The sequence below is a fragment of the Paenibacillus kobensis NBRC 15729 genome (assembly GCF_004000825.1).
GTDB lineage: Bacteria > Bacillota > Bacilli > Paenibacillales > Paenibacillaceae > Paenibacillus_T > Paenibacillus_T kobensis.
This window is the reverse complement of record NZ_BILZ01000070.1, coordinates 1-21,899: the sequence shown is the minus strand read 5'-3', so window position 1 is coordinate 21,899 and position 21,899 is coordinate 1. Positions and strand designations below refer to the sequence as shown.

Here is a 21,899-nt window from a genome sequence, read left to right as displayed (position 1 = left end):
GAGTCTATCGAACAAGCCGTTCGCACGGTCGTGAGCGAGCTTGCCGCGGCGGGGGGGCTCAAGCGGGGCCAGCTCGTCGTCATCGGCTGCAGCACGAGCGAAGTGCTCGGCCAGCGTATCGGCACATCCGGCACGACGGCGGCGGCGGCGGCTATCTACGGAGGCATCGAATCGGTTAGGCGCGAGGTTGGCTTCTATCCGGTCTTCCAATGCTGCGAGCATTTGAACCGGGCGCTCGTACTGGAGCGGGAGGCGGCCGAGAAGTACGGCTTCGAGGAGGTTTCCGCTGTTCCGGTACCGAAGGCTGGCGGCTCGATGGCCGCTTTCGCTTACCGAGCGCTGGGCGATGCCGTGCTTGTTGAATCGGTTCGCGCTCACGCGGGCATCGATATCGGCGATACGTTCATCGGCATGCACTTGCGCCCGGTGGCCGTGCCGGTTCGGCCTTCGGTCCGCGAGATCGGGCAGGCGCACGTCACGATGGCTGTCACGCGGCCGAAGCTGATTGGCGGCGAACGGGCGGTATACAAGCTCGAAGCTCCCGTCTTGAAGCCGGAGCAGCAAAGCGGCACTTGCGATTGAACCAGAACCATACCAGCAGTTTATTGTTTGATGTGTTATAGCAGTGAACAGCGACCATGCGGGCAACCGCTTGAGCATATAGGCATGACCCATGCAACTATTCGAAGGAGGACTTTAAATCATGGAAAATTTGCGTAAACAAGATCCGGAACTCGTCAAAGCGCTCGGACTCGAGCTGCAGCGTCAACGCGACAACATCGAGTTGATTGCATCGGAGAACATTGTCAGCGAAGCGGTACTGGAAGCAATGGGTACGGTTCTGACGAACAAATATGCAGAAGGCTACCCAGGCAAACGCTACTATGGCGGTTGTGAACACGTCGACATCGTCGAAAATATTGCACGCGACCGTGCAAAAGAATTGTTCGGCGCAGAGCACGCGAACGTTCAGCCTCACTCCGGCGCACAAGCGAACATGGCTGTATACCTGGCTTGCCTCAACCCTGGCGACACGGTTCTCGGCATGAACCTGGCGCACGGCGGCCACTTGACGCACGGCAGCCCGGTTAACGCATCCGGTCTCCTGTACAACTTCGTGCCTTACGGCGTTCAAGAAGATTCGTTCACGATCGATTATGAAGAAGTGCGCAAGCTGGCGTTCAAGCACCGTCCTCGTCTGATCGTTGCCGGCGCAAGTGCTTACCCGCGCATTATCGATTTCGAGAAGCTCGGCCAAATCGCGCAAGACGTAGGCGCGCTGTTCATGGTGGACATGGCGCACATCGCAGGTCTCGTAGCAGCTGGTCTGCATCCGAGCCCGGTTCCGCACGCTCACTTCGTCACGACGACGACGCACAAAACGCTGCGCGGACCTCGCGGCGGTATGATCCTGTGCCGCAAGCCTTGGGCTGCTGCGATCGACAAAGCGGTATTCCCTGGTTCGCAGGGCGGCCCGCTCATGCACATCATCGCAGCCAAAGCTGTTGCCTTCGGCGAAGCTCTTGAGCCTTCGTTCAAAGAATACGGCAAGAACGTCGTCGACAACGCACGCGTTCTCGCTGACGCGCTGGTTGGCCATGGCCTGAACCTCGTATCCGGCGGCACGGACAATCACCTCATGCTGATTGACCTTCGCAATCTGGGCATTACGGGCAAAGACGCGGAGCACGTTCTCGACTCCGTTCAAATTACGTGCAACAAGAACGCGATTCCATTCGACCCTACGAGCCCGTTCGTCACGAGCGGCATCCGGATCGGTACGCCTGCGGCTACGGCGCGCGGCATGAACACGGAAGCGATGAAAGTGATCGCAGACGTTATTGCTATGACGCTGAAGAATCCGAAGGACGAAGCCGTTCTTGCAGAAGCTCGCGCGAAAGTGCAAGCACTGACGGCACAATATCCGCTGTACCCAGGTATGGCGTACTAATATAACGCTGTTGCAGCAAGACCAAGACGCCTTTCTCCGAATCGGGGGAGGCGTCTTTTTGTGATGAAGCAGATGAACCGGATGCAACCAGTCGTTCTGATTCCTGTTCATTGCATTTTGTACAATCAGGCTCCCCCGCTTAAGCTGTTCCAGGTGGATATAGACGCTCTCGTGAAATAAGTGCTCAGCCCATCCGTTAAGGTAGCCGGAGGTTAGTGCATGGGTTTAATGCGTCAACAGATTCACCAATAAGGCCATGCTGCCTTTTATGTGAATATCGGTGAATCGGTTCCGCTCCCATGCTATACTCATTACAAAAATGGAAATTAGAGAGGTGTTTGGGAGTGGAGCTCTTTATGATCGGGATTGGTCTTGTTACGTTCATAATCGTTCTAAATGTAATCGGGAATCCGAAATCCCGTTCGAGTTCCTACAAAGGGGGACGGTCATTCCGTTCAACTGTCAGAAGACCGTATCCGGCCGCATGGCCGCGCGAAGCGCCGCCGGCTGCGCTCGGGCTTGCGGCCGGTCATCCTGCCCGCAGTGCGGCGGAGAGGCTGGATGCCGCGCTTGGCGCAGACTTCGAGGCTCGCGTTCAATACCGCGTCCAAGCGGCAAATCCGGGCATGTCGAAGGAAGAGTGGTCTTGGACCTGGTTCGAGTTGAAGAGGTATTTTCTCATGTGCGCCTTGCTGCGGAACGTGCCGATGTATAGTGCGAAGGCGGACGATGTATGGCATGAGATGCTGATGTTTACCCGGGAGTATGAAAGCTTCTGCCAGCAATTTTGCGGAGCTTACATTCACCATGCGCCGCATGGGCAAGATGACAATAATAAGCCGGAGGCAGGCAGCCGGGCATGGTTCGATTGGCTGTATGCAGAGTTGTTCGAACTGTCGCCCGTAAGCGGAAGAGTGTGGGGACCGTTCTTCAGGGAGCCGCTCTCGCGCAATCGTCTGTCCCAATTGGACTCGATGAGCGAAGCTGACATTCGAAGCGAATGGTTCCGCAGCGACACGGCGTCCGGTTATGAGGATCTGGACCGTACTGCAGCTCAGCTCGCCGCTTCGGCGAAGCGCCAGATTGATGCCGCCCGACAAGGCGGGCATGGAGCATCCGTTTACGCGAAACCGAACCTGGGCAAATCCGCTTCGGATAACCATTCGTCTAACGATATCTCGGCTGTCATGACCGGCAGTTGGCTGCTGCTCTATTATTCTGCTGTAGAACCAGGCCATCTGGAGCAGCGGATGGGTGAACATTTCCGCCGCGATGACGATCGGAACGGAAGCTCTTCGGCATGCTCCTCGTACAGCGGGGACGATTCTTCACGTCACGGCGGATCATCCCATCACGGGCACGGCCACCATGACGGCGGCGGTTCTCATGACGGCGGATCGTCCTCTTGCGGCGGGGGTTCTTCTTGCGGAGGAGGAGGAGACTAGATCTCTGACCCTGCGTGTGAAAGATCTTGCCGCCCCAGATGCAACGTCTCTTTTACAATGCTATAATAAACGGGATCATTTGCACGAAATATCTAAATGCATAACCAGGAGGCAGAGTCCCCATGAGCAAATTAGTCATTTGCGACCACCCGTTAATTCAGCATAAGCTGACATTTATCCGCGACAAAAATACAAACACCAAAGACTTCCGCGAGCTCGTCGATGAGGTAGCAATGCTGATGGCGTACGAAATTACGCGCGACGTGCCCCTTCAGTCGATTCAAGTGGAAACGCCGGTTCAGGTGACGGAATCGAAAGTGGTATCCGGGCGCATGCTTGGTCTGATTCCGATTCTGCGTGCCGGACTCGGAATGGTGGACGGGATGCTCAAGATGATTCCTGCCGCCAAGATCGGCCACATCGGATTGTTCCGCGATCCGAACACGCTTCAGCCGGTTGAATATTACATAAACCTGCCGACTGATGCATCGAACCGTCTGCTCATCGTCATCGATCCCATGCTGGCGACAGGCGGGTCTGCGATTGCGGCGATTAATTCGCTCAAGAAGCGCGGCTGCGAGCAAATCAAAATGATGTGCCTCATCTCCGCTCCTGAGGGCGTTGCGGCACTGCAGCAGGCGCATCCAGACGTCGACATTTATACGGCGGCGCTCGATGAGAAGCTTAACGATCACGGCTATATCGTGCCGGGTCTCGGCGATGCCGGCGACCGGATGTTCGGCACGCACTAAATATTTTGCATACGCGTGACATGATGGGAGATGACCTTTTTGTCTAAGTTGAAAGTAATGACGATTTTCGGCGTGCGGCCGGAAGCGATTAAGATGGCGCCGCTCATTCTTGAATTGCAGCGCCATCCTGAGCAGATCGAATCGATCGTCTGTGTGACCGCACAGCATCGCCAAATGCTCGATCAAGTGCTCGAAGTGTTCAATATTCAGCCGGATTATGATCTGGACGTCATGAAGGACCGCCAGACGCTGAACGAAATTACGATTCGCGTGCTGCAAGGTCTGGAGCCGGTGCTGCGAGAAGCGAAGCCGGATATCGTGCTCGTCCACGGCGACACGCTGACGACGTTCCTGGCCAGCTATGCCTCGTTCCTGCAGCAGATTCAAGTCGGCCATGTCGAGGCGGGGCTGCGTACGTGGAACAAGCTGTCACCGTACCCAGAGGAGATGAACCGCCAACTGACAGGCGTGCTGGCTGATGTTCATTTCGCGCCGACTGATTGGTCCGCAGGCAATCTTCGCAAGGAGAATAAGCCGGAGGAGCGCATTTATGTTACCGGCAACACGGTTACGGACGTATTCCAATACACCGTGAAAAAAGACTTCTCGCATCCGGTGCTCGATTGGGCGCAGGGCAAACGCCTCGTGCTGATGACGGCGCACCGCCGGGAAGCGCAGGGCGAGCCGCACCGCAACATTTTCCGCGCCGTACGGCGTATCGCAGACGAGTTCGAAGACATCGCCATCGTCTATCCGGTGCATCCGAGTCCGGCTGTGAAGGAACCGGCACAAGAATTGCTCGGCGATCATCCGCGCATTAAGCTGATCGACCCGCTCGATGTCGTCGATTTGCACAATTTCTATCCGCATACGCATCTGATTCTGACGGATTCGGGCGGTCTTCAAGAAGAAGCTCCGTCGTTCGGCGTGCCGGTGCTCGTCCTGCGGGACACAACGGAACGTCCGGAGGGGATCGACGCAGGCACGCTGGAGCTGGTCGGTACGGATGAGGCAGCCGTGTACGAGCGTACGAAGGCGCTTCTGACGGATACGGAACTGTATGACCGGATGAGTCAGGCAGCCAATCCATACGGCGACGGACAAGCCTCTGTTCGCATTGTACAAGCGCTTCTGCACCATTTTGGCAAAGCGGACAATCGTCCGGTTCCGTTCACACAACGTTCATAGTTTCGAGCTGGAAATCGGCAAACGCTTAGACAGTACAGCATACAGTTGTACTGTACGGTTTGAAAGTCGGAAAATCCTTGCTGCGCAAGGGTTTTCGGGCACCCGTTCACTAAATGTTTGAATTTATATGAATTGACAGAATGGACGACGCTTCGCTAAAATAAATGAGAGTTTTGGAGTGATTCTATGAATCCATCCAATGAGAAACCACCATCAGAAAAGGATCGGAACACGCGGGAAAGTGGCCTTGGCGACAACCCGTGGCGTGCGATGGGGCTGGTCGGCACCGTAGGGGCTGACCTTGCTGTATGTTTAGGGGCAGGCGTGTGGCTCGGTACGAAGGCGGATGCCGCTTACGGCACCAACTATTGGTACATGGTCGGAATGCTTGCAGGACTGGCTGTCGGCGTAGTCACGATCTATTTTCTAATCCGAGTGTTTACGGGGGGCAACAGAAAGTAATGGACAACATGTCGGCCCACCTGAAAACCGTTACAAGATTTATGTTCGCTTTATTATCCGTTAGCTTCATTGGCTGGGCGCTTTTTCCGGAGCATGAGGTTTGGTGGGGCGGATTCGTCATCGGCGCGATAGCGAGTCTAGTGAATGCGCTTCATCTAGCTTGGAAAGTGAACACAATAGGCGCCAACGCCGCTGCAGGCAACAAGAGACGTTCGACGCTCGGGTATTTCACCCGCGCATGCATTGGACTTCTTGCGGCTGTCATTGCGACGGGGACGTTCGATTTCCGGATTGAAGCAGTTGCCACGGGATTATTTACCGCTCAATTGGCAACACTTCTACTGGGATTTTGGGCCATTCGCAAACGGGAACGCATGCAATCCGTCGATGAAAGGGGTGAAAACAACTAATGGAACACATTTCTCCTGTCGTTCACAAGTGGGGACTGGACTTTGACTTTGCGGCCATTACTATGATTCTTGTCACCAGCATCATCGTACTCGTGCTTGCATTGCTGGCCGTGCGCGGTGCTTCGGTCGATAAGCCTACCAAGATGCAGAACTTCCTGGAATGGGTTATCGAATTCGTCATCAACATCATCGGTACAACGATGGATGTGAAGAAGGGCCGTCCTTACCTGATTTTGGGACTGTCGCTGATTATGTATATTTTTGTCGGCAACATGCTCGGACTTCCTTTCGGTATCGTGACGGAAGCGCATCACGGCGCAACGCTGTTCGGCCTGGAGCTCGATCTGAAGGGCGAAGAGGAAGCGCATCTCGCGTGGTGGAAATCGCCAACGGCTGACGTTGCAGTAACGGCTGCATTGACGATTATTGTCGTACTGCTGACGCACATCGAAGGTATGCGCCGCAATACGAAGCATTACTTTAAACACTACTTCGAGCCGTACATTCCTTTCCTTCCGCTGAACTTGATCAAGGAAGTATCGAAACCACTGTCTCTTGCGCTTCGTCTCTACGGTAACATCTTTGCCGGCGAGGTTATGATCGGCGTAATCGTGAGCGGACTGGGATGGGTCGGGATTATCCCGCTCGTCGTATGGCAAGGCTTCAGCGTGTTCGTCGGTGCGATCCAAGCTTTCGTCTTCGTTATGTTGACGATGGTATACATGTCGCAGTCGATCATTCACGAAGAGAAACACTAATAGGGTAATGGAATTTACCCGGATATTCACGGTTTCAAACCCGAGATGCAGGAACAATGGCCTGTCATCGGGCCACCATATACTACATTCACAATTTTGAGGAGGATTTTTCTAATGGGTCCATTAGCATTGGTTGCAGCAGCAATCGTATTCGGTTTGGGTGCACTGGGTGCAGGTATCGGTAACGGTTTGATCGTAGGTCGTACGGTAGAGGGTATCTCCCGTCAACCAGAACTGCGCGGCACGCTCCAAACGACGATGTTCATCGGTGTTGCACTCGTCGAGGCACTTCCAGTTATCACGCTCGTCTTGGCATTCATGTTCCAAGGCAAAGCTTAATAACCGTATAAGTTTGAATGGCGGGGAGTGCCTTTGCCTCCGCGCCTTCCTTTTGCCCGAACAGGAAAGTTCGAACCGGCTTCCGGCTGGACTCTATGAACTTTCCTTTCGGTGAATTATGAGCACATTACAGATCACAATCGATTGCTATAGAAGGGAGTGACGCCCAGTGGATATCAACTGGACCACTTTTGGTATTCAATTAGTTGCGTTCCTGCTTCTTCTCTGGCTGCTGAAACGCTATGCGTTCGGTCCTTTGCTCGGCATTATGGAGCAACGCAAGCAACTGGTACAAGACCAGCTCGCTAACGCAGAGAACAGCCGTAAGCAGGCATCGCAGCATCTTGAAGAGCAGAAACAAGCGCTTCAACAAGCACGCAAAGAAGCATTCGACATCATCGAGCAAGCCCGGTCGACGAGCTCCAAGCAAGCAGACGATATTATCGCTGTTGCGAAGAACGAAGCGTCCCGCTTGAAGGACGATGCTGTTAAGGATATCGAGAGCGAAAAGAACAAAGCAATCGCAGCTCTGCGCGGCGAAGTTGGCGGCATGTCCGTCAAGATCGCTTCGAAGATCATCGAGAAGCAAATCGACGAGAAGTCGCAGGAGCAACTGGTTGATCAATACCTGAAAGAGGTATCGAGCAAATGAGCCGCGATGTCGTAGTAGCGAAGCGCTACGCCAAAGCACTGTTCGACATCGCGCAGCAGCAGTCGGTCGTCTCTGAAGTAGAAGGCCAGCTGAAGCAAATCGTGGATGCAATCGGACAAGACGACATGATTAAGAAATTTATGTCGTTCCCGTCGATCGATGCAAAACGTAAGATCGAGCTGTTCCGCAGCGCGTTTGCGGACCGCGTTTCGTATATTTTGCTCAACACGCTGGAACTGCTGATCAACAACGGCCGTCAAGACATCATCGGCGATGTCTATGAGGCATACGTGAAGATCGCAGGCGAGGCACTCGGCGAAGCTCGTGCGACGGTATATACGGCACAAGCGCTTAGCGCAGAGGAATTGGCCAAAGTAGCGGCGCAATTCAGCCAAATCTCCGGCAAGAAAATTACGGCTGAGCAGGTTGTGAATTCGGATCTGCTTGGAGGCATTCAAGTTCGCATTGGCGACCGTCTGTATGACGGCAGCCTGGCGGGCAAGTTGAACCGTTTGGCCAAATCGTTGAACAAACGAGCACTGTAGATAGGGGTGAGCGAATTGAGTATCAGACCTGATGAAATCAGCACATTGCTGAAGCAGCAGATCGAACAATATAAATCTGAGATTCAAGTGGTTGACGTTGGTACGGTTATCTCCGTAGGTGACGGTATCGCGCGCGTTCACGGTCTTGAGAATGCGATGCAAGGTGAGCTTCTGGAGTTCTCCAACGGCGTAATCGGCATGGCACTCAACCTTGAAGAAAGCAACGTCGGTGTCGTTATCATGGGTCCTTACAAAGGTATCCGCGAAGGCGACCAAGTAAAACGTACGGGCCGCATCATGGAAGTTCCAGTAGGCGAAGCGCTGCTTGGCCGCGTTGTTAACGCACTGGGCGAGCCAGTTGACGGCAACGGTCCAATCAACACGACGGCTACTCGTCCTGTCGAATCTCCAGCTCCGGGCGTAATGGCTCGTAAGTCGGTATTCGAACCTATGCAGACGGGTATTAAAGCAATCGACGCGATGATTCCAATCGGCCGCGGCCAACGGGAATTGATCATCGGCGACCGTCAAACGGGTAAAACGCAAATCGCGATCGACACGATCGTGAACCAAAAAGGAAACGGCGTTATTTGTATCTACGTCGCTATCGGCCAAAAGCAATCGACGGTTCGTACCGTTGTTGAGTCGCTCCGTAAGCAAGGCGCGCTGGATTACACGATCGTCGTAACGGCGAGCGCATCCGAGCCGTCCCCAATGCTGTACATTGCACCGTACACGGGCTGCTCTATGGGCGAATATTTCATGTACCAAGGCAAGCACGTCCTGGTTGTATACGATGACCTGTCGAAACAAGCGGCAGCATACCGCGAGCTCTCGCTCTTGCTCCGCCGTCCGCCGGGCCGGGAAGCATACCCGGGTGACGTATTCTACCTGCACTCCCGCCTTCTCGAGCGCGCAGCTAAGCTGAACGACGAACTGGGCGGCGGTTCCCTGACGGCACTGCCGTTCATCGAAACGCAAGCAGGCGATATCTCGGCCTATATCCCAACGAACGTAATCTCGATTACGGACGGTCAGATCTTCCTCGAGTCCGACCTGTTCTACTCCGGTCAGCGTCCAGCGGTTAACGTTGGTAACTCTGTATCCCGTGTAGGTAGCGCAGCTCAAATTAAAGCAATCAAAAAGGTTGCAGGCACGCTCAAAACCGACCTTGCGCAATACCGCGAACTCGCAGCATTCGCAGCGTTCGGTTCCGACCTCGACCGCGTCACGAAGTCCCGTCTGGACCGTGGCGAGCGCACACTCGAAATTCTTAAGCAAGGCATCAATGCTCCGATGCCAGTAGAGCGCCAAGTTGTCGCGATCTACTGTGTAACGCGCGGCCATGTGGATGAAATTCCAGTACAAGACGTCCGCCGTTTCGAGGGCGAGTTCCTTGCATACGTGGATGCAAACAAACCTGAAATTTTCGCTTCCATCCGCGATACGAAAGATTTGACTTCCGATAACGAGAAAGTTCTTGTTGAAGCGATCAACACGTTCAAGAAGAGCTTCGCACCGTCGGTATAAACCATATCTTCACAATAACGCGGTATAGAACTGGATAAAGGGAGAACCTCGGTTCCTCCCTTAGGTTCAGTAATAAGGTGGTGACAACGAATGGCTAAAGGTATGCGCGAAATTAAGCGCTCGATTAAGAGTACGCAGAACACGAAGCAGATTACGAAGGCGATGGAGATGGTTGCGTCCGCCAAGCTCAAACGGGCTCAAGACGCAGCAGTAGCATCCCGTCCATATACCGACAAGATCCGCGACGTAGTAGCGAGCATCGCGTCGGGCGGCGGCACGATCAAGCATCCCATGCTGCAGTCCCGCGAAATCAAGCGTACGGCTTACTTGGTCGTCACGTCGGACCGCGGTCTGGCAGGCGGCTACAACTCCAACGTACTCCGTAAAGTATGGACGGAGATTCAAGAGAAGCACGCGTCTTCCGCTGAATACGATGTTTTCGTTATCGGACGCAAAGGCCGTGACTACTTCAAACGCCGCAACGTCAATATTGTGGAAGAGGTAGTTGGACTTTCCGATTCTCCGACGTTTGCTGACATCAAGTCGTTGGCTGCTGCTGCAGTTAAAGGCTTTGAAGAAGGTAAATATGACGAGCTCAAGCTGGTGTACAACCGGTTCGTTAACGCCATCTCACAAATTCCGACAATCAAGCAGCTGCTTCCATTGGATGCAACGCAATTGTCTGGCGGCAACACAGAAGGCGTGAAGGCGAGCTACGAATACGAGCCATCGGCTGAAGCAGTTCTCGACGTTCTTCTTCCGAAATACGCGGAGACGGTAATCTACAGCGCGGTATTGGAAGGCAAGGCGAGCGAGTTCGGTGCACGGATGACCGCAATGGGCAACGCAACGAAGAATGCGACGAAGATGATCGCAAGCTTGACGTTGACGTACAACCGTGCGCGTCAGGCAGCGATTACGCAAGAAATTGCGGAGATCGTCGGCGGAGCGAATGCTCAGCAACAATAACGTTTCGTTCAATGCGACCTCTGACAGGCCGCACTGCTTCACCGTGGTGCGGTAATGAGGCCTCGCGAATGATAACCATAAGGAGGTACAGGAATGAGCAAGGGACGTGTAGTCCAGGTAATGGGTCCGGTTGTCGACATTGCGTTCGACAATGGTCAACTGCCTGATATTCTTAACGCGATCAAGATCGAAAGAAAAGCTCAAAACCCAGGCGAAGTCGACATCAACCTGACGGTTGAAGTTGCAACTCACCTTGGCGACAATATGGTTCGTGCCGTAGCAATGTCTTCTACGGACGGATTGGTAAGAGGTATTGAAGCTGTTGATACGGGTGCTGCAATCACGGTACCAGTAGGTCCTGCAACGCTGGGCCGCGTATTCAACGTACTTGGCGATCCAATCGATAACAGCGGTTCGGTTGACCGTTCGATCTCGAGCCCAATTCACCGTCAAGCGCCAGAGTTCGAAGAGCTCTCGACGCAACAAGAAATGCTCGTAACGGGTATCAAAGTTATCGACCTCATGGCTCCATACGCGAAGGGCGGCAAAATCGGCCTCTTCGGCGGTGCAGGCGTAGGTAAAACGGTAACGCTTCAAGAACTGATCCACAACATCGCACAAGAGCTCGGCGGTATCTCCGTATTCGCCGGCGTCGGCGAGCGTACTCGTGAAGGTAATGACCTTTACCACGAGATGAGCGATTCCGGCGTTATCAACAAAACGGCGATGGTATTCGGTCAGATGAACGAGCCTCCAGGCGCACGTCTTCGCGTAGCACTGACGGGTCTGACGATGGCAGAATACTTCCGCGACCAAGAAGGCCGCGACGTGCTTCTGCTGATCGACAACATCTTCCGTTTCACGCAAGCAGGTTCCGAAGTATCCGCACTGCTCGGCCGTATGCCATCGGCAGTAGGTTACCAACCGACGCTCGCGACGGAGATGGGCCAGCTGCAAGAACGTATCACGTCGACGAAGAAAGGTTCCGTTACTTCCATCCAAGCGATCTACGTTCCTGCCGATGACTATACGGACCCGGCTCCAGCAACGGCGTTTGCCCACTTGGATGCAACGACGAACCTTGAGCGCGGCATCGCGGCAATGGGTATCTTCCCTGCCGTTGACCCGCTTGCATCGTCTTCGCGTATCCTGACGCCTGAGATTCTTGGCGAAGAGCACTACAACGTAGCGCAAGGCGTTAAGAAAATCTTGCAACGTTACAAAGAGCTTCTCGATATCATCGCGATCCTCGGTATGGACGAGTTGTCTGAAGAAGACAAGCTGATCGTTCTCCGTGCGCGCCGTATCCAGAACTTCCTGTCCCAGCCGCTGCACGTTGCAGAACCGTTCAACGGCATTCCGGGCGTATACGTTCCGATCAAAGAAACGGTACGCAGCTTCAAAGAAATTCTCGAAGGCAAGCATGACAGCCTTCCAGAAACAGCGTTCCATAACGTTGGTACGATCGAAGACGCTGTGGCGAAAGCTAAAACGCTGTAAGGCGTTTAGGCGGGAGGAATACTCATGAGCACCCTTTTATTGGAGATCGTTACGCCTGAGCGTACGGTGTACGCACAGGAAGTCAACATGGTGAGCGTGAAGGGCGCAGACGGCGAGCTCGGCATACTGCCGAACCACATTCCGCTTGTTACCCCTCTTCGCATCGCTCCGGTTATCGTGAAGAAGGATGGCGTATCGGAGAAAATCGCTGTATCTGGCGGTTTCATCGAGATCCGTAAGGATAAAGTCGTCATTCTGGCTGAAAGCGCGGAACTGGCGTCGAACGTCGACGTTACCCGTGCCGAAGCAGCGAAGAAGCGTGCGGAAGATCGTCTTTCCACGAAGCAAAGCGACGTCGATCAAGTTCGTGCCGAGCTTGCTCTGCAACGCGCGCTGAACCGGATCAACATCAACAAATAATAGAACCGAAGCCGAGCAATCGGCAGCGGTCCGATAAGAGCACCGTCAAGCTGTTGGCTTGGCGGTGCTTTTTTCTGTGCTATAATGACGTATAACGGCAATCGCGGATCGGAGTGTTCCTTGATGATCGATATTCATAATCACATACTGCCGGGCATCGATGACGGTCCGGCCGATTGGCAAGCGGCGCTCGAGCTTGCGCGCAATGCAGTGGCGAATGGGATATCGACCGTAATCGCAACTCCGCATCATGTTCATGAACGATATAATAACCGGGCGGAAACGGTTGTTGCTTTAACGGAACAGATGAATGGCAAGCTGCAGCAAGCGGATATTCCGCTGCGTATCCTTGCCGGACAAGAAATTCGCATGCACCGGGAGATGCTGGACCGCTGGGAGCAAGGAGCGGCCGGCGGGTTGCGGACGCTTGCCGGTACGCGCTATTTATTGATGGAGCTGCCTTCGGCGAATGTGCCTGACGGAACGCACGAGCTGATCTACGAGCTGTCCTTGAAGGATGTTACGGTCATTATAGCGCATCCCGAGCGTAACCGGGAGTTGGCGGCCGATACGAACAAGCTGCTACGGCTGATTGAATGCGGGGCATTAGCGCAAGTAACAGCTCATTCGCTGCTCGGATTGTTCGGCAGAGGCGTGGAGCGGACGGCTTGGACAATGTGTAAGCAAGGCTTTATTCATTTTGTCGCGTCAGACGCGCATAATACAGGCCGGAGGGATTTCCGCCTGCGTGAAGCTTATGAACGAATCGGAGAACGGATGGGCAGCAATGCAGCTGCCTTCTATATGCGAAATGCAGAACAGCTGGTAGCCAACCAATTTATCCGATCGGCGCTCGTGCAAGCTTCTTCGCCGGCAGGGGCATGGGGCAGAATGAAACGGTTGTTCGGCAGAGGCTCGGAATAATGAGACCCCATCAAATCGAAAGACCGTAAGCTCACGACGGAGCTTACGGTCTTTGCCTTTTATACGGCAGTTCTTTCAGGTGCATTACGCGGTCCCTTCCCCATGGAGAACGCTAGGACCAGACCCAGATGGGGCGGGGGAGTGTTCATCTTGAGCCGGACCGCTGCGGAACAACGCTATGATATACAGCAGCAGCGGGATACAAATATTCCCGAGCGTGTAGTAGTACAGAACAATGTAGGCGAGGAAGTTATAAGTCGTTATGTCAGGTATGGACCAGAACGTAAGCAGAACAATCAAAAGTCCGACCGGCAGCGTGATCGGCTTATACGACGGGAGCTGGAACCATTGAGAGAAGCCGCTGACCGCCGCATAATACATCACAATGGTTCTTATAAATACGTCGAGCACCCACAAAATCATAATTAAAGCATCCAGGTGGGTCATAAAGCTGGCGATTGTAACATATCGGCTAAGAAGCAAGAACGGGTACGAGAAATGCTGAGACGCAGCTCCCATCGACATGACGATATACAGAAAAGAAAGAGTAAAGATCGTTGTTGACCAGCAGACGCCCCAGTTCAGCCAACGACGGGCTTTGTTTATATCCGAGACATAGGGCAGAAACATGGCTGCATAAATGTAAGTCGGAAACCATATTTGCAGTGCGAAGGCGCCGCGCAGAATCGGAGCCGCGCCGTCTGCCATGAACGGAAGCAGCTGATCCGGCTCCATACCCCGGATCAGCGGAAGAATAAGCACTGCTACAATAATGATGATAATAGGCGTAAATAGCAACGATAGCCTGCCGATCAGCTCGATTCCGAGATTCACGACGATGGCACCGACAAGCATCATGCTTACGGCAAAGATGATGATTGGCGTATTCACCATGAAGGCCAGCTTCATTAATTCGGCGAATTGGCGCAGCTGGTTCGCGTTCATTTGCAGACAGACGAACAGGAAGACGAGGCTAATGGGCTTCCCTAGCCATTTGGTCAGGATGAGGTCGCTGTATTGAATGAGGGTGCAACCCGGATATCGGCGATATAGTGCGAGTGAAAGCGCGACGGTCAGGAACCCGCCGAGACTGCCGATTAGCGGCGTCATCCACATGTCGTTTTTCGCGATGCCATAGGCAAGCGAAGGGGAGGTGAGCATGGAGGTCGCAAGAATCGACAGAAACAGCATGCAGGCGAGCTGAGCGGACGTGATCTTATCATTATTCATGAACGATCCTCCTTTCTTCGTATTCCATGAACAGCTAATGCTTCAATAGCAGCTTGGCCAGCGGCAAGAACAGCGGGCGAAGCACCTGGGTAGGCCCGGGCAAATTCGGGTTAATCACTAGCAGGAAGGCTATTGTGAAACCGCTGATATATAAAGTCAGGTATGCGATAATCGTGCGGGCTCCGCGCAGCTTCCGCCAATCATAGGCGAGCATACCGGCAGCTGCGACTATGAGGAGAATCAAATGGTTGACAGGTGCGTTCATGCGGAGGTCTCTCCTTCGGGGTAACCCGGCGAGTCGGATTCGGCGAACAGCTGTCTGATTCCATAAACAACTAACAACAGGAAAGGGAGCATCATCCCGAACAATGTGTAGTATACGACCATGGAGGGAGACGACACGAACTGGGCGTTCTCGATTCCCCAGAGACTGAACAGCAGGATCAGCATGCAGATCGGCGGCACCATCGGCTTATAGCCTGTCAGTCCGAAACATTGCGCCATACCGAGAGCCGCACCATATAAGCCGAATGAAATGCGGATGACGATCTGAATGACCCAGATCATCATGACAATGGATTCCAAGTGCTCGAAAAATTCAGTGAAACTGATATACCGGGCCAGTATCATGAACGGATAGGTATAGTTCACTACAGCGGCACCAATAACCGTGTATACAATCACGAAGGTGACACTTAACGTAAGAGTAACGACGACGACAGAGCCGAGTGACCAGTACAGCAGATGCTTGCGGTTGTTCAAATAGGGCATGTAGAAATTCATAATCGAAAACGCGGGCATCCAGGACAACAGACGGAACGCGCCGATTAGCGAAGGGACAGCCCCTTTCTCCATCACGGGGGTCAATCTTTCGAATCTAATATCGGCAATGCTGGGCGTGTAGATCATGAGCACGAACAAGGTGACAAGCGGCAGCAGCAGCATCGGGAGCCGAGCGACGGTCTCGATGCCGGAGCGCGCGACAAGCCAACAGACAAGCAGCATACAGCCGCTGATGACGAAGTCAGGTGTAGTGAGCAGAAATGTCAGCTTGATGAAATCGGTAAACTGTCGCAGCACGTTAGCCGTTGCGAAAATGACGAAGACAAGATACAAGGCGGCCACGGTCTTGCCGGCAAAGCGTCCCAGTATGGAGACGGCATATTCGACCAGCGTTTGATCGGGATAGGCTTGATTCAGCTTATATAGCGTCCAGACCAGGATGAAGCCGGCGGAAGAGATCCATATCGGCGAAATCCACATATCTTGCTTGGCATCGATCGCCACGATCCCAGGTGCAGTAAGCAGGGATGTGGCGAGTACGGACATGCCGGCAAGGATGGAGAACTGAGCGGCTGATATGCGCCCTTTTTCGAGCATGATCGGTGCCTCCTAACGATGCTTGATTTAAGAGGGAAGCCAAGAGGAGATGTATGGGTCGACCATATGCTCCCATAGCTGCAACGGGCCGGGCATACGAGGAATGACCGTAATCATCGCGCTCATGCAATAGCTGAAGAAAACCAGAACAAGAAAGACGGCTTTCATTCGCATGTTAACCAAGGATGGCCATTCCAACCAAGTAATCCCCCCTGCTATAACCCCCAACATCAGAAGGAACAAGATGTGCATCACGAGTTGTTCCCTCCGCCGCTTTGCAGCGTTGCGTTCTTGCCTGTCAGTCCGTTGCGAGCTATCGTTAGCCGGATTTTGTAGCGGACTTCGATTTTAGGAAACCGAGTATCCCAATCTTTCTTAGCTGCAAGCCAATGCTTCGGATAATGGCGGTGGTACTGCTCGGCAAAGCCGAGGTAGTCAATGCCGCTTCGCTGAGCTTTCTTCACCGTTTTGTCGATTCTTGACTGGATAATGCCTTCGAACGTTCGCTCCAGCCGTTTCACATTCGCTTCCTTGGTGATGTCCAGGGTGCTTGCATTCTCGTTCAAGTTGCTTGTCGCCTCAATTGCGACGAGCATGCTCCACTTGTTCCCTTTAATGGACGGAACCAGCTTGGAATTGGCGGAGTAAATGTATACCGAGGCGTAATCGCCGCCAGGGTAAGCTGGCGCAGTAAGGGTGGCAAACTTGATCTCGTTGCGCAGCCAGAGCAGCCCTCGGGTTTCAAGGGAGTCAAGCTTGGCCGCCTGCCGCAAATCTTTGATCGCAACGGTGCCGCCGATGAACGGAACCTCCGGTTTCTTGCGCATTATGCGAACAACAGGAATCACGGCCGTATGCGCCTCCTCCGCCAACTCTTCAATTACTTGCAGGATCGAAGTATTCAGGCCCGTCTGCAGAACGGCCATTTCCCGCAGCGTCTCCGCGCTGTTGCGTTCGATGGGAGTTTTCCACTTGACAATTTCTTCTGCTTCTCCGTCGCTAACGAACAGATTGGCACGCTCACGCGGATGCGGGTGACGGGTAAGAAAGTCCATCGGTTCCTTGATGCTGCGTTTCGCCAGTTTCTCGCCGAAGATGAACACGTCTGCCTGCCCCCAGAACAGCCGCCTCGACATCATCTCTTGAAGTCTAGCGGCCGCATCCGCCATATCCAGTCCCGTAGCGTAGCGAATGATCGTCTTGTTGCTCGCTCCTGGTGAAGATGTCGAGCTCCCTTGCTCGGAGGAGGGAGGAGAAGGCACGAACAGCTGAACGGAAAGCTTGATCTTGCCGTCATCTGCCAGATCCATGCCTGCTGCCGTAATGATAGCAAGGTCGTTAATTTCGGTTCGATCCCAGCAACCGGATAACAGCGCCGCTAGCAGCAGTGGAGCGGCAACCCGGACGCAGGAGCAGCGAATGAACCGGGCTGATGCATGCATGGACAGACGCATATCAGTTGTTCCTCCTCGCCTTATACAGATCTACGCGCATCCGGATTCGGTTGTAGAACGATCCGGTAAAGTGCGGTCTTGTGTCCATATGCGTGCTCTTTGTCCGCATGAGCGTATCTTTGAGCTCGCTCGTCAATAGTGGTGCGAGAGGCGATAAATACGGCACGCCGAACGTCCGCAGTGTCATAAGGTGAATTAAGACGACGAGCGCAGACAGCACGATGCCGTACAGACCAAGCGCGCCGGCGCACAGCATGATCGGAAAGCGAATGAAGCGAATCGCAATGCCAAGCGAGTAGTTCGGAATAAGAAACGAACTGACAGCCGTCACAGCAACGACCATGACCATTGGCGAAGAGACGATGCCGGCCGAGATAGCGGCTTGGCCGATGACGAGAGCGCCGACGATACTGACCGCTGAGCCGACCTGCCTCGGCAGCCGAATGCCAGCTTCCCGGAGCGCCTCGAACGTGATTTCCATCAGAAGCGCCTCGACGAGGGCCGGAAATGGAATTTGTTCGCGCGATTGAGCGATCGTCAGCAGCAGCGACGTCGGAATCATTTCTTGGTGATACGACAGGACAGCGACATAGAAGGACGGCATAAAGACGGCAATAAACGAGAACAGCATCCGCAGCCAGCGTATGCCGGTCGCGACAAGCGAACGCTGGTAGAAATCTTCCGGAGATTGCATCATGCTCAGCAGCGGAGCAGGTGCGACAAGCGCAACGGGCGAGCCGTCCGCCAGAACGGCGATCCTTCCCTCCAGAAGATGTGACGTTACAACGTCAGGCCGTTCCGTCGACATCAGCTGAGGGAACGGCGACAGTGGGTTGTCCTCGACCCATTCCTCGATCAAGGACGTATCCAACATGCCGTCAACGTCGATGACAGACAGACGGCTTTCCATCTCTTGCACTAGCGCAGGGTCGGCAATCCCTTCGATATAGACGATAACGGTAGCCGTCTTCGAGTAGCGTCCGATGAAGAACGGCTTTGTTTTTAACGTCGGCGTGTGCAGACGGCGGCGAAGCAGCGAAGTATTGACCCGAAGCGATTCGACGAATCCTTCGCGCGGTCCGCGGACAACCGTTTCCGCTTGCGGCTCTTCGATCGAGCGCAGCTCTTGGAACGACAAGGCATAGATCAACGCCGAAGTAATGCCATCGGCGAGCAGCACGACATTGCCGTATCCGATCTTATCTACGGCATCTTTGATACAGTCGACCTCGAGCATCGCGGATATCGTCACGCAATGAACGATAGCTTCCTTGCTTCTGTCGCCGGAAGTGCCATCATGCTGAAGCCTCATCAGCAGTTGCGTATCGATGTCTTTGATGTCAACCATGCCGTCAATATAGACGATGACCGCAGCGGGACCATTGCGTATGTCGAATTCGTGAATGATGACGTCGGAGCAGTCCGCGTACAACTGCCGGATAACGTCGATGTTGTCTTGAAGTTTAACGGAGAGCGGCTTGGCAAGCAGCTCCCGCTGATGGTCTATCGTCTCTTGTACTGTCGGAGACTTCTGCGCTTGACCGCCGGTTGAGGCGGACGACAGGTTCTGTTCATCTACAGAAGAAGGGGGCGGGGCCCCGTTATCCGGCTGCAGAGTGCGCTCATCTTTCGGATGGCCCATCGGAATCTCCCCATTCCTGATTTGCGGTTATTTTGTTCATTTTTCCAGCTGAATAATACATCGAATTGTTTAAAATGCTAATTTTGTTCAGGATGAACGAATCGAAGGGAGATGCGATCAAGTGGTCAACGAAACGATAGAAGCCGTAAAACCTGTCAGCAGCGGAGATATTATTGCATCGCTTAACGGCCAGTTGGCTGATTGGAGCGTGCTGTACGTAAAGCTTCACGATTATCACTGGCATGTCAAAGGGCCAAATTTCTACACGCTGCATGCTAAATTCGAGGAGCTGTATACAGAGGCGGCCGCTTTCGTCGATGAAGTGGCGGAGCGTGTGCTGGCGCTTGGCGGCAAGCCGACTTCGACGATGAAGCGGTATTTGGAGCAGTCGGCAATAGCCGAAGCATCGGGCAGCGAAGATGCGACGGCCATGGTTCGGTCGCTTGTGAGCGACTTCACGGGTATCGTTGAACGGTTGAAGCAAGCGGCAGAGCAGGCGGATGACGCTGGTGACGGCCCGACGGCCGACTTGCTCATTACCAAGCGCGAGCAAGTGCAGAAGCATCTGTGGATGCTTCGGGCATTTCTGGGCTAGGGCAGCAGGGGGGCTAGGAAGGGCCGCAAAGGCGGCGAAACAGGCAGGATGAGGCTGAAAACGCTCCAAGCGGAGCGTTTTTTTGTTGTGCGGGTGCAGGGGAGAGAGAGGCATGGAGGTGATTCTCTACGTGCGAAGAGTGCTGGAGAAGCGCTAGCATGGGAAGATGGACGGTACCTTTGATCGTTCCCCCGCCGCCAGCGGCTTATGCTGCAAGTTACACCGCTAGCGACTCAACAACCGCCTCTTCGTTCCCCCGCGATTCGCATCGTGTGCAGCTCCCAGCACGGGATAGGTGGTACGGGTGTCGAGCACACCTCGATGTATTTTGTACAATGAACACCATACTTGTAGCGCGCTTTGGGAGGGACGTTGTATTTTGTACAACAAGAAACGGGCAAGTGATGCATTTTACAGGCATTTGATCGACTTCGGAGCATTTTGGATTGTACGATTTGCAATGAAGCATCTGTAAGACAGCTAAATCGAACTATCTCATTGTACAAAGTACAACTAACTTCGAAACGTGACGAACACGTCATAACCCGTCCTCGTTGTGAATAGGCATAGCAGACAAGGTTTTTCCGAGTCTAAGGAGCGATGGGCCGGCCAGTATTGCAGCATAGACGCTTGTTACAGCATTTGTTATAATTGTGAGGTAAATTTGTCCAGCATCCTGTTCTGCATTGCGGCTTATAGAACTTACGGAGGCGATCGGATGAACCTGTATATGAATTATTACGTGGTCGTTGCGATTTTCGTGCTGCTCGGCATCTTGCTGCCTGTTGTTGCTCTGACTGTGGGGTGGATGCTTCGGCCGCATAAGCCGACAGATACCAAGAAGACGACGTATGAGAGCGGCAACGAGCCGGTAGGGGAAGGGCAGGTCCGGTTCAACGTACGGTATTATTTGTTTGCACTGATGTTTGTTATTTTTGATGTGGAAACCGTTTTCTTATATCCATGGGCCGTTGCTTACGGAAAGCTCGGCCTTTTTGCGCTGATTGAGATGCTTATATTCGCTGGTCTGCTTGTTCTCGGTCTTGCCTATGCCTGGAAGAAGAAGGTGCTGAAATGGAATTCCGTTTAGATTGGATTTCGCAAGAGGAGCGTCTTGAGCTGGAGCGCAATGTGTTTCTGGGAACGCTCGAACAGGTGAAAGCCTGGGCGCGAAGCAACTCGTTATGGCCGCTTACGTTCGGTCTGGCATGCTGCGCAATCGAGATGATGGGGACGGGGGCGTCCCACTACGATTTGGACCGGTTCGGGGTCATGTTCCGGACATCGCCGAGACAGGCAGACGTCATGATCGTGGCAGGTACCGTTACGAAAAAAATGGGACCGCTGCTGCGCCGGCTGTATGACCAGATGCCGGAACCGAAGTGGGTTATTGCGATGGGTTCGTGCGCGACGGCGGGCGGCCCGTATGTGAAGTCATACGCCGTTGTTAAAGGCGTTGACCAGATCGTGCCGGTCGATGTCTATATTCCAGGCTGCCCGCCAAGCCCGGCGGCGCTAATCTACGGCATTAACAAGCTGCAGGAGAAGATCCGATACGAGGCGAAAACCGGGAAGCAGGTGAATTAAGGCGTGAGCGACCGCAACGATGAGTTGAAAGACGAAGCTGCGAAAGCGGCGGAGATGGACGATACGCCGGAGACGGCTAAGGGGACGACAGCGGACGAAGCGGCGGAAGCGGGCGGCGAAGCGCCAGCGGAAGCGAGTGTGAGCGCGGTAAGCGACGCAGCAGAGA

Annotated in this window: 24 protein-coding genes; 19 read left to right on the top strand and 5 right to left on the bottom strand. The window is 53.9% G+C overall.

Annotated elements, in window-relative coordinates:
- Positions 1 to 6: 6 nt before the first annotated feature.
- The 16 genes from PKO01S_RS25445 to PKO01S_RS25370 all read left to right on the top strand — a co-directional run bounded on the left by PKO01S_RS25445 (position 7) and on the right by PKO01S_RS25370 (position 13,845).
- Entirely contained in the window at positions 7 to 582 is a 576-nt protein-coding gene (locus PKO01S_RS25445; RefSeq protein ID WP_127534261.1) for a TIGR01440 family protein, read from the top strand.
- A 121-nt stretch (positions 583 to 703) separates the two neighbouring features.
- Positions 704 to 1,951, top strand: a complete 1,248-nt coding sequence (locus tag PKO01S_RS25440; protein ID WP_127534259.1) for a serine hydroxymethyltransferase — start codon at positions 704 to 706, stop codon at positions 1,949 to 1,951.
- 356 nt (positions 1,952 to 2,307) lie between these two features.
- Positions 2,308 to 3,396 carry a glycine-rich domain-containing protein gene (locus PKO01S_RS25435; RefSeq protein WP_127534258.1) on the top strand — a complete coding sequence of 363 codons (1,089 nt, stop codon included), beginning with the start codon at positions 2,308 to 2,310 and terminating at the stop codon, positions 3,394 to 3,396.
- A gap of 122 nt (positions 3,397 to 3,518) precedes the next feature.
- Positions 3,519 to 4,148, top strand: coding sequence for a uracil phosphoribosyltransferase (upp, locus tag PKO01S_RS25430; protein WP_127534257.1), 630 nt, complete (start codon positions 3,519 to 3,521; stop codon positions 4,146 to 4,148).
- 39 nt (positions 4,149 to 4,187) lie between these two features.
- Positions 4,188 to 5,336: a non-hydrolyzing UDP-N-acetylglucosamine 2-epimerase gene (gene wecB / locus PKO01S_RS25425; RefSeq protein WP_127534256.1), complete on the top strand. Its 1,149-nt coding sequence runs from the start codon at positions 4,188 to 4,190 to the stop codon at positions 5,334 to 5,336.
- A 186-nt stretch (positions 5,337 to 5,522) separates the two neighbouring features.
- Entirely contained in the window at positions 5,523 to 5,798 is a 276-nt protein-coding gene (locus PKO01S_RS25420) for an AtpZ/AtpI family protein (RefSeq protein WP_127534255.1), read from the top strand.
- The gene (locus tag PKO01S_RS25415; RefSeq protein ID WP_127534254.1) at positions 5,798 to 6,208 is read left to right on the top strand and encodes an ATP synthase subunit I; all 411 of its coding nucleotides are present in this window, start codon (positions 5,798 to 5,800) and stop codon (positions 6,206 to 6,208) included. The genes PKO01S_RS25420 and PKO01S_RS25415 overlap by 1 nt, the downstream gene beginning before the upstream one ends.
- Complete coding sequence (gene atpB, locus PKO01S_RS25410; protein ID WP_127534253.1) at positions 6,208 to 6,966, top strand: F0F1 ATP synthase subunit A; 759 nt, start codon at positions 6,208 to 6,210, stop codon at positions 6,964 to 6,966. Before PKO01S_RS25415 ends, atpB begins: the two co-directional genes overlap by 1 nt.
- 114 nt (positions 6,967 to 7,080) lie before the next feature.
- The gene (gene atpE / locus PKO01S_RS25405) at positions 7,081 to 7,305 is read left to right on the top strand and encodes a F0F1 ATP synthase subunit C (protein WP_127534252.1); all 225 of its coding nucleotides are present in this window, start codon (positions 7,081 to 7,083) and stop codon (positions 7,303 to 7,305) included.
- 169 nt (positions 7,306 to 7,474) lie between these two features.
- Positions 7,475 to 7,957: a F0F1 ATP synthase subunit B gene (gene atpF / locus PKO01S_RS25400; protein WP_127534251.1), complete on the top strand. Its 483-nt coding sequence runs from the start codon at positions 7,475 to 7,477 to the stop codon at positions 7,955 to 7,957.
- Positions 7,954 to 8,502 carry a F0F1 ATP synthase subunit delta gene (locus tag PKO01S_RS25395; protein WP_127534250.1) on the top strand — a complete coding sequence of 183 codons (549 nt, stop codon included), beginning with the start codon at positions 7,954 to 7,956 and terminating at the stop codon, positions 8,500 to 8,502. The genes atpF and PKO01S_RS25395 overlap by 4 nt, the downstream gene beginning before the upstream one ends.
- 15 nt (positions 8,503 to 8,517) lie before the next feature.
- Entirely contained in the window at positions 8,518 to 10,032 is a 1,515-nt protein-coding gene (atpA, locus tag PKO01S_RS25390; RefSeq protein WP_127534249.1) for a F0F1 ATP synthase subunit alpha, read from the top strand.
- Positions 10,033 to 10,122: 90 nt separating this feature from the next.
- Complete coding sequence (gene atpG / locus PKO01S_RS25385) at positions 10,123 to 11,001, top strand: ATP synthase F1 subunit gamma (protein ID WP_127534248.1); 879 nt, start codon at positions 10,123 to 10,125, stop codon at positions 10,999 to 11,001.
- A 93-nt stretch (positions 11,002 to 11,094) separates the two neighbouring features.
- Positions 11,095 to 12,501 (top strand): F0F1 ATP synthase subunit beta, encoded by a 1,407-nt coding sequence (atpD, locus tag PKO01S_RS25380; protein WP_127534247.1) that lies wholly within the window; start codon positions 11,095 to 11,097, stop codon positions 12,499 to 12,501.
- A 24-nt stretch (positions 12,502 to 12,525) separates the two neighbouring features.
- Complete coding sequence (locus PKO01S_RS25375) at positions 12,526 to 12,921, top strand: F0F1 ATP synthase subunit epsilon (RefSeq protein WP_127534246.1); 396 nt, start codon at positions 12,526 to 12,528, stop codon at positions 12,919 to 12,921.
- 123 nt (positions 12,922 to 13,044) lie between these two features.
- Entirely contained in the window at positions 13,045 to 13,845 is an 801-nt protein-coding gene (locus tag PKO01S_RS25370; protein WP_127534245.1) for a tyrosine-protein phosphatase, read from the top strand.
- Positions 13,846 to 13,929: 84 nt separating this feature from the next.
- Here the strand turns inward: PKO01S_RS25370 and PKO01S_RS25365 are convergent, their stop codons facing one another.
- The 5 genes from PKO01S_RS25365 to PKO01S_RS25345 all read right to left on the bottom strand — a co-directional run bounded on the left by PKO01S_RS25365 (position 13,930) and on the right by PKO01S_RS25345 (position 19,551).
- Positions 13,930 to 15,075 carry a GerAB/ArcD/ProY family transporter gene (locus PKO01S_RS25365; RefSeq protein ID WP_127534244.1) on the bottom strand — a complete coding sequence of 382 codons (1,146 nt, stop codon included), beginning with the start codon at positions 15,073 to 15,075 and terminating at the stop codon, positions 13,930 to 13,932.
- A gap of 34 nt (positions 15,076 to 15,109) precedes the next feature.
- Positions 15,110 to 15,340 (bottom strand): hypothetical protein, encoded by a 231-nt coding sequence (locus PKO01S_RS25360; RefSeq protein WP_127534243.1) that lies wholly within the window; start codon positions 15,338 to 15,340, stop codon positions 15,110 to 15,112.
- On the bottom strand, positions 15,337 to 16,455 hold the full coding sequence (locus PKO01S_RS25355) for a GerAB/ArcD/ProY family transporter (protein ID WP_127534242.1): 1,119 nt from the start codon (positions 16,453 to 16,455) through the stop codon (positions 15,337 to 15,339). Before PKO01S_RS25355 ends, PKO01S_RS25360 begins: the two co-directional genes overlap by 4 nt.
- A 251-nt stretch (positions 16,456 to 16,706) precedes the next feature.
- A complete protein-coding gene (locus PKO01S_RS25350; protein WP_127534241.1) occupies positions 16,707 to 17,909 on the bottom strand; it encodes a Ger(x)C family spore germination protein in 1,203 nt (400 codons plus the stop codon).
- A gap of 1 nt (position 17,910) precedes the next feature.
- Positions 17,911 to 19,551: a spore germination protein gene (locus PKO01S_RS25345; protein WP_127534240.1), complete on the bottom strand. Its 1,641-nt coding sequence runs from the start codon at positions 19,549 to 19,551 to the stop codon at positions 17,911 to 17,913.
- Between the two features lie 121 nt (positions 19,552 to 19,672).
- On the opposite strand from PKO01S_RS25345, the gene PKO01S_RS25340 reads away from it, so the two are divergent.
- From PKO01S_RS25340 to PKO01S_RS25330, 3 genes are all read left to right on the top strand, one after another.
- Positions 19,673 to 20,146 carry a Dps family protein gene (locus tag PKO01S_RS25340; protein WP_127534239.1) on the top strand — a complete coding sequence of 158 codons (474 nt, stop codon included), beginning with the start codon at positions 19,673 to 19,675 and terminating at the stop codon, positions 20,144 to 20,146.
- A gap of 718 nt (positions 20,147 to 20,864) precedes the next feature.
- Positions 20,865 to 21,236, top strand: a complete 372-nt coding sequence (locus PKO01S_RS25335) for an NADH-quinone oxidoreductase subunit A (protein ID WP_174818611.1) — start codon at positions 20,865 to 20,867, stop codon at positions 21,234 to 21,236.
- Complete coding sequence (locus tag PKO01S_RS25330; RefSeq protein WP_127534238.1) at positions 21,221 to 21,733, top strand: NuoB/complex I 20 kDa subunit family protein; 513 nt, start codon at positions 21,221 to 21,223, stop codon at positions 21,731 to 21,733. The genes PKO01S_RS25335 and PKO01S_RS25330 overlap by 16 nt, the downstream gene beginning before the upstream one ends.
- Positions 21,734 to 21,899: the final 166 nt, after the last annotated feature.

What these genes read in the sequence shown, in the direction of transcription:
- PKO01S_RS25435 (WP_127534258.1), top strand. Translation starts at nt 2,308, where the DNA reads ATGATCGGGATTGGTCTTGTTACGTTCATAATCGTTCTAAATGTAATC.
- atpB (WP_127534253.1), top strand. Translation starts at nt 6,208, where the DNA reads ATGGAACACATTTCTCCTGTCGTTCACAAGTGGGGACTGGACTTTGAC.
- upp (WP_127534257.1), top strand. Translation starts at nt 3,519, where the DNA reads ATGAGCAAATTAGTCATTTGCGACCACCCGTTAATTCAGCATAAGCTG.
- PKO01S_RS25365 (WP_127534244.1), bottom strand. Translation starts at nt 15,075, where the DNA reads ATGAATAATGATAAGATCACGTCCGCTCAGCTCGCCTGCATGCTGTTT.
- PKO01S_RS25420 (WP_127534255.1), top strand. Translation starts at nt 5,523, where the DNA reads ATGAATCCATCCAATGAGAAACCACCATCAGAAAAGGATCGGAACACG.
- PKO01S_RS25360 (WP_127534243.1), bottom strand. Translation starts at nt 15,340, where the DNA reads ATGAACGCACCTGTCAACCATTTGATTCTCCTCATAGTCGCAGCTGCC.
- PKO01S_RS25395 (WP_127534250.1), top strand. Translation starts at nt 7,954, where the DNA reads ATGAGCCGCGATGTCGTAGTAGCGAAGCGCTACGCCAAAGCACTGTTC.
- PKO01S_RS25330 (WP_127534238.1), top strand. Translation starts at nt 21,221, where the DNA reads ATGGAATTCCGTTTAGATTGGATTTCGCAAGAGGAGCGTCTTGAGCTG.
- atpD (WP_127534247.1), top strand. Translation starts at nt 11,095, where the DNA reads ATGAGCAAGGGACGTGTAGTCCAGGTAATGGGTCCGGTTGTCGACATT.
- PKO01S_RS25345 (WP_127534240.1), bottom strand. Translation starts at nt 19,551, where the DNA reads ATGGGCCATCCGAAAGATGAGCGCACTCTGCAGCCGGATAACGGGGCC.
- PKO01S_RS25350 (WP_127534241.1), bottom strand. Translation starts at nt 17,909, where the DNA reads ATGCGTCTGTCCATGCATGCATCAGCCCGGTTCATTCGCTGCTCCTGC.
- PKO01S_RS25370 (WP_127534245.1), top strand. Translation starts at nt 13,045, where the DNA reads ATGATCGATATTCATAATCACATACTGCCGGGCATCGATGACGGTCCG.
- atpE (WP_127534252.1), top strand. Translation starts at nt 7,081, where the DNA reads ATGGGTCCATTAGCATTGGTTGCAGCAGCAATCGTATTCGGTTTGGGT.
- PKO01S_RS25375 (WP_127534246.1), top strand. Translation starts at nt 12,526, where the DNA reads ATGAGCACCCTTTTATTGGAGATCGTTACGCCTGAGCGTACGGTGTAC.
- PKO01S_RS25440 (WP_127534259.1), top strand. Translation starts at nt 704, where the DNA reads ATGGAAAATTTGCGTAAACAAGATCCGGAACTCGTCAAAGCGCTCGGA.
- PKO01S_RS25415 (WP_127534254.1), top strand. Translation starts at nt 5,798, where the DNA reads ATGGACAACATGTCGGCCCACCTGAAAACCGTTACAAGATTTATGTTC.
- PKO01S_RS25355 (WP_127534242.1), bottom strand. Translation starts at nt 16,455, where the DNA reads ATGCTCGAAAAAGGGCGCATATCAGCCGCTCAGTTCTCCATCCTTGCC.
- PKO01S_RS25335 (WP_174818611.1), top strand. Translation starts at nt 20,865, where the DNA reads ATGAACCTGTATATGAATTATTACGTGGTCGTTGCGATTTTCGTGCTG.
- atpG (WP_127534248.1), top strand. Translation starts at nt 10,123, where the DNA reads ATGGCTAAAGGTATGCGCGAAATTAAGCGCTCGATTAAGAGTACGCAG.